This window comes from Marinisporobacter balticus (assembly GCF_004345705.1).
GTDB classification, from domain to species: domain Bacteria; phylum Bacillota; class Clostridia; order Peptostreptococcales; family Thermotaleaceae; genus Marinisporobacter; species Marinisporobacter balticus.
The window spans coordinates 1-13,500 of the sequence record NZ_SLWV01000022.1; the positions used below are offsets into that span (position 1 = coordinate 1).

12 protein-coding genes are annotated in these 13,500 nt (G+C 34.3%); all 12 read right to left on the bottom strand.

The genetic code is table 11. The features are described from left to right. Positions 1-399: 399 nt before the first annotated feature. Positions 400-1,875: a lysine--tRNA ligase gene (lysS, locus tag EV214_RS13400; protein ID WP_132246625.1), complete on the bottom strand. Its 1,476-nt coding sequence runs from the start codon at positions 1,873-1,875 to the stop codon at positions 400-402. Positions 1,876-1,894: 19 nt separating this feature from the next. After that, on the bottom strand, positions 1,895-2,371 hold the full coding sequence (greA, locus tag EV214_RS13405) for a transcription elongation factor GreA (protein WP_132246627.1): 477 nt from the start codon (positions 2,369-2,371) through the stop codon (positions 1,895-1,897). 236 nt (positions 2,372-2,607) lie between these two features. Then, entirely contained in the window at positions 2,608-3,588 is a 981-nt protein-coding gene (gene dusB / locus EV214_RS13410) for a tRNA dihydrouridine synthase DusB (protein ID WP_132246629.1), read from the bottom strand. A gap of 341 nt (positions 3,589-3,929) precedes the next feature. After that, entirely contained in the window at positions 3,930-4,700 is a 771-nt protein-coding gene (locus EV214_RS13415) for a type III pantothenate kinase (RefSeq protein ID WP_132246733.1), read from the bottom strand. A gap of 110 nt (positions 4,701-4,810) precedes the next feature. Then, positions 4,811-5,800: a biotin--[acetyl-CoA-carboxylase] ligase gene (locus tag EV214_RS13420; protein WP_132246631.1), complete on the bottom strand. Its 990-nt coding sequence runs from the start codon at positions 5,798-5,800 to the stop codon at positions 4,811-4,813. A gap of 135 nt (positions 5,801-5,935) precedes the next feature. After that, positions 5,936-7,111 carry a quaternary amine ABC transporter ATP-binding protein gene (locus tag EV214_RS13425; RefSeq protein WP_132246633.1) on the bottom strand — a complete coding sequence of 392 codons (1,176 nt, stop codon included), beginning with the start codon at positions 7,109-7,111 and terminating at the stop codon, positions 5,936-5,938. Positions 7,112-7,130: 19 nt separating this feature from the next. Further along, the gene (locus EV214_RS13430; RefSeq protein ID WP_243116668.1) at positions 7,131-8,024 is read right to left on the bottom strand and encodes an ABC transporter permease; all 894 of its coding nucleotides are present in this window, start codon (positions 8,022-8,024) and stop codon (positions 7,131-7,133) included. A 31-nt stretch (positions 8,025-8,055) separates the two neighbouring features. Further along, positions 8,056-9,081: an ABC transporter substrate-binding protein gene (locus tag EV214_RS13435; protein ID WP_132246635.1), complete on the bottom strand. Its 1,026-nt coding sequence runs from the start codon at positions 9,079-9,081 to the stop codon at positions 8,056-8,058. A gap of 710 nt (positions 9,082-9,791) precedes the next feature. After that, positions 9,792-10,937 (bottom strand): sodium ion-translocating decarboxylase subunit beta, encoded by a 1,146-nt coding sequence (locus tag EV214_RS13440; RefSeq protein WP_132246637.1) that lies wholly within the window; start codon positions 10,935-10,937, stop codon positions 9,792-9,794. A gap of 41 nt (positions 10,938-10,978) precedes the next feature. Further along, positions 10,979-11,362 carry a biotin/lipoyl-containing protein gene (locus tag EV214_RS13445; protein WP_132246639.1) on the bottom strand — a complete coding sequence of 128 codons (384 nt, stop codon included), beginning with the start codon at positions 11,360-11,362 and terminating at the stop codon, positions 10,979-10,981. Positions 11,363-11,413: 51 nt separating this feature from the next. Further along, entirely contained in the window at positions 11,414-11,824 is a 411-nt protein-coding gene (locus EV214_RS13450) for an OadG family protein (RefSeq protein ID WP_132246641.1), read from the bottom strand. Between the two features lie 103 nt (positions 11,825-11,927). Further along, complete coding sequence (mmdA, locus tag EV214_RS13455; protein ID WP_132246643.1) at positions 11,928-13,475, bottom strand: methylmalonyl-CoA decarboxylase subunit alpha; 1,548 nt, start codon at positions 13,473-13,475, stop codon at positions 11,928-11,930. Positions 13,476-13,500 lie beyond the last annotated feature (25 nt).

Consider the following 13,500-nt stretch of genomic DNA (forward strand, 5'->3'; position numbering starts at 1 on the left):
GCTCATTATTGCTTTAAGTTCTTAGAACTTATTGTACTTGACTTAAGTCAAGTGCTGGCTTAAATTCTTACACTGTGTAGTTTTCAAAGATCAAATATTTTGTCCTAAACAAGCGACATCTAATATATTATCACATAATAAGTTTTGTGTCAACTTCTTTTTAAATATTTTAATGAACTATTCTTTATCGTTAAAAAAGCCGAATGAAAAATATTATTTGTTTCTATTCTCCAATAACAGTACATACTATATCATAAATCTCTAAATCATTCAACACTTTTTTAAGCTTCCATTTATAATTATATGTAATTTCCTAAAAAGTATTCCTGTTTTCTCTATTTTTCTATCTTTTTTTGTTAAAAATAAAAACCATAGGAAAATTCCTATGGTTTTTATTTTTTATTTATCAATAGGTTTCATCGTTGGGAAGAAAATAACATCTCTAATGGTTGGCGAATCTGTAAGAAGCATTACAAGTCTGTCAATACCAATTCCGATTCCACCGGTTGGAGGAAGTCCTACTTCAAGAGAATTTAGGAAATCTTCATCCATCATAGCAATTTCATCCTCTCCTAATTCTTGTTTCTTTATTTGCTCTTCAAATCTTTCTTTTTGATCGATTGGATCGTTTAATTCTGAGAATGCATTTGCAATTTCCCAAGTGTTAGCAAACGCCTCAAATCTATGTGTATAATGTGGATTTTCTGGATCTCTCTTAGAAAATGGTGAAATTTCAACTGGATGGTGCGTAACAAAAGTAGGCTGTAATAACTTTTCTTCACAAAATTCTTCAAAGAATAAATTAATTACTTCACCTTTGCTTCTTATTTTATCTACATCTAATCCTTTTTCTTTTGCAATTTTTATTGCTTCTTCATTTGTTTCTATTTCTTCAAAATTTATGCCTGTTTCTTCTGTTACCATATCTACCATTCTTATACGTCTCCATGGCGGTGTAAAATCAACTTCTTTTCCTTGATATGTAAGTTTTGTTGTTCCTGTTGCTGCCATAGCCATTTTCGCTACTACTTCTTCACACATCTGCATCATCACTTCATAATCAGCATAGGCCATATACCATTCAATCGTAGTAAACTCCGGATTATGCTTCGGAGACATTCCTTCATTTCTAAATAATCTTCCAATTTCATATACGCGATCAATACCACCTACAACTAATCTCTTTAAATGTAGTTCTGTTGCAATTCTCATATACATATCAATATCTAAGGTATTATGGTGTGTAATAAATGGCTTTGCAGTAGCGCCTGATGCTACAGTATCAAGTATCGGCGTCTCTACTTCTAAGAAATCTTTATCATCTAAGTATTTTCTCAACGCTTTTATCGCTTTTGTTCTCGCTATGAAAGTTTCTTTTACCTTTGGATTTACAATCAAATCTACATATCTTTGTCTATATCGAAGTTCCTTATCTTTCAGGCCATGCCATTTTTCTGGAAGTGGCTGAAGAGACTTTGAAAGTAACAATATATCTGTAGCTTTCACAGATATTTCTCCTTTTTGCGTTCTAAATACATTTCCTTTAACCCCTACAATATCTCCAATATCATAGGTAACAACGATATCGTATTCTTCTTCCCCTATTGCATCTTTACGAACATAGGATTGAATTCTTCCTTGTTTATCTTGTATATCAAGAAATGCCGCTTTTCCCATTGTACGTTTTGCCATAATTCTTCCTGCAATAGATACAACTTGACCTTCCATCGTTTCAAAATTGTTTTTTATATCTTCGCTAAATGCTGTTTGTTCATATCTTTCGATTTTAAAAGGATCTCGGTTTAAATCTCTAAGCTTTTTAAGCTTATCTCTCCTCACCTGCAGCACTTCACTAAGATTCATTTCTTCACTCATCTTTTGTACACCTCCAAATTTATCTTTTAATTTCTAAAATTTCATATTGAATCGTTCCATCTGGTACTTGTATATCTACGACATCTCCAACTTTATTCCCTAATAATCCTTGTCCAACAGGAGATTCATTTGATATTTTAGCGTCATAAGGGTCTGCTTCCGCAGAACCAACAATCGTATATTCTACAATTTCATCAAATTCTAAATCTTTAACTTTCACAGTAGTTCCGATATTTACAATATCTAACGATATTTGCGTTTCATCAATGATTCTTGCTTTTCGTAGGGTCATCTCGAGCTTTGCAATTCTCTCTTCTACTTGAGCTTGTTCATTTTTAGCTTCATCATACTCTGAGTTTTCACTAAGATCTCCAAAAGCAATTGCTTCCTTTATCCTTCCAGCTACTTCTTTTCTTCTAACTGTCTTTAGTTGTTCATATTCGTCCTCTATCTTCTTTAAACCCTGAGGCGTTAATAGAATTTCCTTCTCACTCATTTTTTTCTCTCCTTTTCCCTATTATTTATGAAAGTTTTGTTAATAATTATATGTCTATCTAGAAAATTTATGCTCGAACGTTCCTGGAAATCATTTCTATTGTACTACAATAAGCACTGCTTATACAGTGCTTTTTATGACACGCAGAAAATTTTAAAAATTTCTTATGCATTTTTCATTATATGCGAAACATTATAATGTAGATGTTTCCTATTGTCAAGTTCTCTTGTACACATTTATTCTTCATTTTCATCCATGAGTCCCTTTAAAAATGTTTCTAGATTTTTTTTTATTTCTTCTTTGCTTTGTATTATATTTATTTGGGCACGAATTTGGGCCGAATTTCTGATCCCCTTTAAATACCATCCTATGTGTTTCCTAATTTCTCTGATGGCAATATATTCCCCTTTATTCTCAATAAGCATATCTAGATGCCTAATAGCTGTCTGGATTTTTTCTGATATACTAGGCTCTGAAAGTATCCTCCCTGTTTTCATATAATGCGCAACTCTTTTAAATATCCAAGGGTTGCCTTGTGCCCCTCTCCCAATCATAATCCCATCACAATTTGTAATTTTTTTCATCTTTATGGCATCTTCCATAGTAAAAATATCACCATTTCCAATAACAGGAATAGATACACCTTCTTTTACATCTTTAATAATCTGCCAATCTGCCTTGCCACTATAAAATTGTTCCCGTGTTCTTCCATGGACAGCAATAGCTTTTGCACCATTTTCCTCTGCAATCTTGGCAATATCTACTGCATTTACATGTTCTTCATTCCAACCTTTTCTGATTTTTACAGTCACAGGCTTGTCTGTAGCAGCTACTACAGCCTTCACAATTGTCCCTACTAACTTTGGATTTTTCATAAGCGCTGAACCATCCCCATTTTTAACAATTTTAGGCGTGGGGCATCCCATATTAATATCGAGTATGTCATTGTCATATCCATTCAATTTTTCAGCAGCTTTTGCCATAATATCAGGATCTGAACCAAAAATCTGTAATGCTACAGGTTTTTCACTTTTATCAATCTGCAGTAATTTTTCTGTCTTTTTATCATTATAATATAATCCTTTTGCGCTAACCATCTCTGTGTAGACTAACCCAACACCTTGTTCCTTACACAAAAGTCGAAATGTTAAATCTGTCACACCTGCCATAGGACCCAGAGATACATTATTCTCCAAATTTATGTTTCCTATTCTCATTCTTGTCACCACCTATTTTGTTATTAATCTATTAAATCTACTTAACTCTTTTATATTAATAGACAACACCAACCTTTGATTATGAAATATAAAAAGATAAGAAAATGACTTTGATAACTTTTATAAAAAAACTTACTGAATGGAATGAAAAAAACGTTAAGAACTTTCACTGTTTGAGCGTAGCGAGTTTTGAAAGTTTAGTTTTTTTCATGTAATGAAGTTTAGTTTTTTCAAAAGTTATCAGGCATGAACGTTCTTTTTATATTTCATTTTTTGATTATCCCTAATAGTATAATTAGGGTCATTCTTAGAAATTATTCTAAAAAATGACCCTAACTATATTATGCTTTATTTCTATCGTATATAATTCTTAGACCTTCAAGGGTAAGCAACTTATCAATCTCATCAATGGTTTGCGCTTCACTCATAATAAGACCAGCAAGTCCTCCTGTAGCAATTACTTTAGTATTGGGACATCCTAATTCTTCTTTCATTCGATGCACAATATAATCCACCAACCCAACATATCCATAAATCATACCTGATTGCATACTATTTACTGTGTTTTTACAGATAACCTTCCCAGGTTTTACAAGCTCTACTCTCGGTAGTTTGGCAGCATGATGAAATAATGCTTCACTAGATATTTTAATTCCTGGAGCAATGGTGCCTCCTAAATATTCTCCTTTTTTTGAAATGGCACAAAAAGTTGTAGCTGTTCCAAAATCTACAATCACCAAAGGGCCTCCATACTTTTCATATGCGGCAACCGCATTTACAATTCTATCTGCACCTACTTGCTTTGGATTATCATATTTTATATTCATCCCCGTTTTGATACCAGGCCCTATTACAATCGCTTCTTTATTAAAGTATTTAAATGATGTATGCTCTAATGTATACATAATAGGCGGTACAACAGATGAAATAATGACATCCTCCACATCTTTAATACACAAACCCTCATACTCAAATAATTGATGGATTAACATACCATATTCATCTGAGCTTTTAGATTTATCTGTTGCAAATCTCCAAGAATTCAATAATTTTTTTCCTTTATATGCACCTAAAACAATATTCGTATTCCCTACATCAAATGCCAATAACATATCTTCGCTCAACCTTTCTCTCTTGTTCTTTGAGTGTTGGATAGAAACTAACTTTTTTTCCTTATCTATGTTATCATCTGCGTATTCATTTTGCAATATAAAAGTAAAGTTTATACATAATCCGTTAACCCTCTTACAGATACTTCTCCAGATAAAACTTTTTCAATCTCTCCCAATTCATTTTTAATGAGAAGTTGTCCATCTTCTGTTAAATCTATTGCCTGCGCGATTATTTCTTTGTTTCTATTCTTTATCTTTACCTGGTTCCCCAAAGTTACTGAATATTTTTTGCAAATATTCATGCTCTTTTCGATATTCTTATGCACTACAAAATCTAAATATAGTTCCTCAAATTTATGCAATATCTCCGTAACAATTTTTTTCCTAGAAACACTTTCTCCAACACAACTCTTAATAGATGTTGCAATAGGCCTTATTTCTTCTGGAAAATCTAATAAATTCATGTTTACATTAATACCGATCCCTACAATAATATAATTTACGCAGTTCAATTCAGCACTCATTTCTGTAAGTATTCCACACACTTTCTTCTTATTAATGATAATGTCATTTGGCCATTTTATCCCCACATCGCACCCGGTCACCTTTTTAATAGCAAGGGCAACCGCTGCTGCTGTAATCTGTGTAATTTTAGTGGCTTCCATCGGTTCAATATTGGGTCTTAAAATCATAGACATCCAAATCCCCGTACCATTAGGGGATACCCAATTTCTCCCAAGCCTACCTCTTGCACCACTCTGTTCTTCTGCAATAATAATTGTCCCCTCAATAGCTCCCTCTGTTGCTAGTTTCTTTGCTATTGTATTTGTAGAATCAATAGATTCAAAATGATAGATCTTATTGCCAATATGTTTACTTGCTACTTCTATTTCAAGGACATTTGCATCTAATGTGTCCGGCTCTGTAGTCAACCGATATCCTTTTCTTGAAACCGATTCTATTTCATATCCCTCTTCTTTTAATTGTTTTATATTCTTCCATACAGCAGTTCTTGTTACCCCTATTTTCTTACTTAACTCTTCTCCTGATATAAAAACATCTTTATTGTTTTTAAGTGCCTCTAAAACATCTTTTTTCATTAATCCACAGCCCCTTAATCCTTACATTTTAATAAGAATATTATACTATATATACAGCCAATACCAAAATTCAAATAAAAAATAGAAGCATATTTTTAAATATGCTTCTATTTTTCATTTAAATGGATTTATTTTTTATGAAACCAAACCTGCTAGCACAGAGGCACGAACAGTAATTCCTAAAAGCTTTTCATTTTTATCTACAACAGCAATAGGATATTTTGTATCTGTAGCCATAGGAATCAAGTCTTGTATATATGTATCAGGATCCGTCTTAAAATAATCCTGCTTAATAATATCCTCTAACTTTCTATTTTCATGTATAGCTTTAATGGTATCATCTATCGTAATGATTCCTTGCAATATTCGTTCCTTATTCACAACAAATATACTAGATATACCATTAGACTTCATTTCTTTTATAGCTACCTTTAAACCATCTTTATTGAACAATAATGGTGATGGCTTAAACATTACATGCTTTGCTTGAACAACCTTTGAACGGTCAATATCTTGGATAAATTCTTCAATATATTCATTCGCTGGCTCTGCTAAAATTTCTTCTGGTGTACCGATTTGTTCAACTTGCCCATCTTTCATGACTGCTACACGATCTCCTAGTTTAAAGGCTTCATTGACATCATGCGTAATAAAAATAATGGTTTTTTTTACCTTTGCCTGAATGTCTAAAAGTTCAAGCTGCATATCCCTGCGAATAAGTGGATCTAGCGCACTAAATGGTTCATCCATCAATAAAATATCTGGATCATTGGCAAGCGCTCTAGCTAATCCTACCCTTTGCTGCATACCACCACTAAGCTCATGTGGCATTTTTTCTCCCCAGCCTCCCAAACCTACTGTTTCTAATATATCATTAGAAATTTTTAGTCGTTCTTCTTTGGCTATCCCCTTTACTTCGAGACCATATGCTGCATTTTCAACAACTGTTTTATGACTGAATAGTCCAAAATGTTGAAATACCATAGCAATATTGTTTTGCCTAAAAGTTCTTAATTCTTGTTTATTAAACTTTACAATATCTTTTCCCTCAAAAAATATTTGTCCACTAGTAGGTTTATTCAATAGATTCAAACATCGAATCAATGTAGATTTACCACTACCTGATAATCCCATGATTACAAATATTTCGCCTTCATTGACTTCAAAAGATACATCATTTATACCCACTGCATGTCCTGTTTTTTCTAATATTTCTTCTTTAGATATTCCTTTTTGTAATTTTTTCAATACACCCTTTGGATTACGTCCAAATATTTTTGTTAGTTTTTCAACTTTTATTTTGACTGCCATATCAAACGCCTACTTTCCTTTATTCAGGTATTTTAAACCGCTCTGCAATACCTTGTGTAATTCTATCAATAATAATAGCAATAACCACAATCGCTAGCCCTGCTTCTGTTCCTTTTGCAATATCAATTCTATTAATCGCAATCAATACTTCTGCACCTAATCCTTTTGCACCAATCATAGAAGCAACAACCACCATTGACATGGCCATCATAGTCGTTTGATTGACACCTGTCATGATTGTCGGCAATGCCTGTGGCAATTCTACCTTTAGAAGGGTTTGCCAAGGACTAGAACCAAAGGAGTGCGCGGCTTCTACCATTTCTTTTGATACATTACGAATTGCTAGATTTGTTAATCGAATCACTGGAGGTACAGCATAAATCGTTGTAGCAAACACCCCTGGTACCTTTCCAAGTCCAAATAACATAATAGCTGGTATCAAATATACAAAACTTGGCATAGTCTGCATGGCATCTAAAACTGGCTTCATAAATGTCTCTATTTTTCTACTATAAGCCATCACTATTCCTATTGGTATTCCTATAAGTAAAGATATAACCACAGAAGTTAAAACTACTGCTAATGTTGACATCATTAATGCCCAAAGACCAAAAGTCCCTATAAAAAACAACATGATCCCATAAGTAATCCCTGATGAAAGTTGTTTTTTAACACGCCATCCTACTAAAAAAACAACCGCTATTGCAACCCACCATGGAATCCACTGTAAAAAACTTTCTACGGTCACTAAAAACCATAAAATTCCTGACTTCATAGCATCAAATATCTCACCATAATTTGCGGTAAGATATTTAACAAACATCTCTACATATTTTCCTAGCTCAATGCGTAATGTTTCTGGAAATTGATTCATATTTTTTCTGGTTGCTATAGAACATATGGCAACCAGCATCACCTCGTTCCTATTCTGATTTTATTCTCATCTATTGAAGTGCATCTTTTACTTTTTGTGCTACATCCTTCTCTACCCACTTTGTCCATAAATCTTGATGCGATTTTAAAAACCATTGTGCAGCTTCTGATGGTTCCACTTCATTCTTTTGCATATAGGCTAATGCATCACTCGTAAGCTTACTACTTGTTTTATATTGCTTTAAAAATTCTACTACATCTGGAGCCTTCTCCGCCATGCCTTTGTTTACTACTACCTCAACAGGTACAGTCGCAAACTCACAAGCATATCCATTATTCCATAATTCTTCATTATAAGGTTCATCTGAAAGCAAAGTCATGTCATACTGTCCTATAATCCATGTAGGCTCCCAATAATAACCTAACCAAGGATCTCCTTTTTCATAAGCCCCTGCTATGGAAGATGCAAGTGCTGCATCAGAACCTGGACTAAAATAATTGAATTTTTTATCTAACCCATACGTTTTCACTTTTGTTGCTAATATAGTATCTACTTCCCAACCTGGTATGGCCCCATAAATTCGTCCTTTACTTGGATCTTCTTCATCTTTAAAGATTTCCCAATATTTTTCTAAATCTTTAACTGTTTTTAAATCAGGTGCCATAGGTTCAACCCCTCGTTTAGGATCTCCTTTAATCACATAAGTTGGTACATACAATCCTTGTGCATTGTCTCCATAGTTTAATGAAAGTTTCACCACATCTCCACGCGCGAGATCTTCCTCATATCCTGTGATATTAGTGCCCCATGTTTCCATATAAATATCAATATCGCCATTTTTAAGTCCTGTATATGTTATAGGCGTCGAGCCCGTTGTTACCTCTGTATTATATCCATATCCATTTTCAATGATAAATTTTGCTACTTCATTGTGAAAAGTAAAGCTATCCCACCCTGCATTTCCAAGGATCAATTTTGGTTTTGATGTAGCTGCTTGACCTTCTTTTCCCCCACAAGCAGTTAGTCCAAGCATACAAACTGCTACCAACAATATAAGAAGCAGTTTCATCATTCTGTTTTTCTGAAAAACATTCATTTTTCAATTTCCTCCTTAATAATAGTCCAATAAAAATTGTTCTTTTATTGTAATATTGTTTGATGTACACAAAAAAGTATACGCTAAAAAAACAAATCCATTTCCCTGCGTTGTTGTCTATATATTTTAGACAACACAAATAAATGTTAGAGAAATTTTCTAACATATGTAATGCAAAACTTAAAGTATAAACTACCATCTCCTTTGTTTAAAATCATTAAAATCCACTTATACACGAGGGCATGCTAAAGAATTAATACTTTATAGATTTTTCATAATAGGTTTTATAAGAAGGTTTTATAATCTTTATTTCAAAATAGAAAAGTATATGATTTGAAAAAGTTAAACAGAAGAAAAATCTGAAGTGTTAAAATATCAAAGAAATCATTAACGGATCATTTATGGGATCATTATGATAAGTTAGTAAAGGCTATCTTATAGATAATTAGATGCAAAATAAAAAAGTATTTGACAACACAAAAGAATGTATCCCATATACCCTTCATTCATGATTGCTTTTATATATTGGGATTTAACAGTTATAAGATTATACCCCCTCATGTTTTTTAGTATATCATATAAGTCCATCTTTGTCAAAATATTCATACTCTCCATCAGAACAGTCATCCATTGAATCTATATATAATTAGGCTCCTTTTCTATTTAAATTTTCATAATAAAAAAACAGGCAGAGCTCTCTGCCTGTTTTTTTATTTAGGTCCGAACAATGAAAGCATAACCCCTGCTGCAACAGCTGAACCGATAACCCCTGCAACGTTAGGTCCCATTGCATGCATAAGTAAAAAGTTTGAAGGATTTTCTTTTTGTCCAACAGTTTGAGAAACTCTCGCTGCCATCGGAACAGCTGAAACACCTGCTGAACCAATCAGTGGATTAATTTTACCACCTGATAGTTTGTTCATAACTTTTGCAAGAAGAACCCCTGCTGCTGTACCTACACCAAAAGCAATTACTCCTAATACGATGATTTTAATTGTTTCCCATCTTAGGAATGCACTTGCTTCTGCAGTAGCCCCTACTGAAAGTCCTAGTAAGATTGTTACGATGTTGATTAATGCATTTTGTGCAACATCTGAAAGTCTTCCTGTATGACCACTTTCTTTAAATAAATTTCCAAGCATCAACATTCCGATTAATGTAGCTGCCGGCGGTAACATTAATGAAACGACTAATGTAACCATAATAGGGAATAAAATCTTTTCTGTTTTCGAAACGTTTCTTAACTGATCCATTTTGATCATACGTTCTTCTTTTGTTGTAAGCGCCTTCATAATTGGCGGCTGAATAATCGGTACTAAAGCCATGTATGAATAGGCAGCAACCGCAATGGCTCCTAATAGTTCTGGTGCCAATCTTGAAGCTAGGAATATTGCTGTAGGACCATCTGCTCCTCCGATAATTCCAATCGCAGCTGCTTGCTGTCCTGTAAAATCTAAAAGGATTGCGCCTATAAAAGTTGTAAAAATCCCAAACTGAGCTGCTGCTCCTAATAGTAAGGCTCTTGGATTAGCAATAAGTGGACCAAAGTCTGTCATTGCCCCTACACCCATAAATATAATCGGTGGGAAAATTCCTAATTCATCTCCTTGGAAGAAATACCACAAAAGTCCCCCAGGCTGCCCATGTCCCCCATGTGGTGTCATCATCCCTGCAAGAGGTAAATTTGTTAAGAACATACCAAATGCAATCGGTATTAACAATAATGGTTCAAAGCCTTTTTTGATGGCTAAGTATAAAAGTAAAAAAGAAACTAGGATCATAATAACATTTAAAGGAGCATCTCTAAATCCATAGAATCCTGTGCTTTTTAAAAAGTCTATGATAGTCTGTACCATTCGTATATCTCCTTTCTTTTGAGTTTAAAGGGTACTAGAAACTATCCTAATACTATTAGTACATCTCCTGCACTTACAGAAGCACCCTTGCTTGTATGAATAGAAACTACCTTGCCACCTGCAGGTGCCATGATTTCATTCTCCATTTTCATCGCTTCTAGAATTAATAATACTTGACCACTCTCTACAGTATCTCCTTCGTTTACTTTAATATCTAAAATGGTTCCTGGCATTGGTGCAGTAACACTATTTCCACCTGCTGGTGCTGCTACTTTTGGCGCTGCCTTTTTGGGTGCTGCTTTTGGCGCTGCTGCTCTTGGTGCAACTGCCGGTCTAGCTACAGGTGCGGGTGCTGAAGCGCCTCCAATTTCTTCTACTTCTACTTCATATGCATTTCCATTTACCGTTATATTAAATTTTTTCATTTTTATAATCCTCCTTCATGATCTTTTTAGATGATTTCACAGTATCAATGATTAAAATCTACTATTCATCTGCTCCACTCTACCTGTTCTTCCCCACGTCGGTGTAGCATCTATGACTCTCGTAATATTTCTAACGACAATATTATGCGTAGAAGTTTGTAGACTTGCAGCAATAGCCGCAGTGATTACCGCTACTAATTCCTCTTGGTTATCTTCTTCCACTGCTACACTTGGTACAGCAACCTCTACTGGTGTTTTAACAACTTTTGTAGCTTCCGTTGGTGTACCATTGATCATTTTCGTCATGATTACAATTAATCCCCATAAAATACATAATGCTACGAACGTTACACCCATCCCTAAAATCATTATCTGTAAAGAAGCTACCATCTTATCTCCTAGCGATAAACTTCCTATGATCTCAGGATCTTTAAATTTATCTAACAATGATAATTTATCCATATTCTCACCTCTCTTTTTAAGCGTCTAAAACATTATAGTATAGGATACTTAGTTCATTACTTTGCTAAGTGAGTGATAAACCCCCAACTAAAATTTAGTCTACTTATAGAGGAATATTTCCATGTTTCTTAGCAGGTCTTACTTCTCTCTTTGACGCAAGCATATTAAATGCATCTACAAGTCTAGGTCTTGACGCATTTGGCTCTATAACATCGTCAACATATCCTCTTTCTGCAGCTTTATAAGGTGTAGCAAATTCAGCTGTATATTCTGCAATTTTCTTTGCTCTTTCTTCTGCAGGATTTTGCGCATTTTTAATATCATTTCTAAAGATAATATTCGCAGCCCCTTGTGGTCCCATAACAGCAATCTCAGCACTTGGCCATGCCATTACAATATCTGCCCCTAATTCTTTTGAACACATCGCAAGGTAAGATCCACCATACGCTTTTCTTACAATCAATGTAACCTTAGGAACAGTTGCTTCACTATATGCATAAAGCATTTTTGCACCATGTCTAATGATTCCACCATACTCTTGATTTGTTCCTGGTAAGAATCCTGGAACATCTACAATGTTAAGTAGCGGGATATTATAAGCATCACATGTTCTTATGAATCTAGCTGATTTATCAGAAGCACTAATATCTAAACATCCTGCCAAGAATTTAGGTTGGTTTGCAATAATACCAACACTTTCACCATTTATTCTTGCAAAACATGTAATGATATTTTTTGCAAAGTGAGGTTGTACTTCATAGAAATCTCCATCATCAACAATTTTTCCAATCACATCAAGCATATCATATGGCTTGTTTGGATTATCTGGTAATATATCATCAAGTTCTGGAATCAATCTATTTACATCGTCTTCTGTTTCAAAAGCAGGCGCCGTTTCCATATTATTTGATGGTAAAAAGCTTAATAATCTTCTGATTTGTGCAATACACTCTTCATCATTTGCATCTATAAATTGTGCACAACCACTTACTGAGTTGTGTGTCATTGCGCCACCTAGCGCTTCTGCTGTAACTTCTTCCCCTGTAACTGTTTTAATCACTTGAGGGCCTGTAATAAACATTTGACTTGTTTTATCTACCATGTAGATAAAATCTGTTAATGCAGGTGAATATACTGCGCCACCCGCACATGGTCCCATAATTACAGAAATTTGTGGGATTACACCAGATGCAATCGTATTATTATAGAATATTCTTCCATATCCTGAAAGCGCATCTACAGCTTCTTGGATTCTTGCACCCCCTGAATCATTCATTCCAACAATTGGTGCGCCTACTTTCAAAGCATTTTCTTGTACTTTACAAATTTTCGCAGCATGCATTTCCCCTAAAGAACCACCTACTACTGTAAAATCTTGTGCAAATGCGTAAACCAATCTTCCATCCACCATACCATATCCAGTAACAACACCTTCTCCTGGATTGTCTTGTTTCTCCATGCCAAAGTTTGTGCATCTATGTTTAACAAAAGCATCCAATTCAACAAAAGTACCTTCGTCAAATAATAAATTCATTCTTTCTCTAGCTGTTAACTTTCCATTTGCATGTTGTTTTTCAATTCTTTTTACGCCACCGCCCATATTAATTGTTTCTCTGCGTTTACGCAAATCTTCTATTTTGTTATTTGCCATTTGTCCAACCTCCTATCGCTTATGA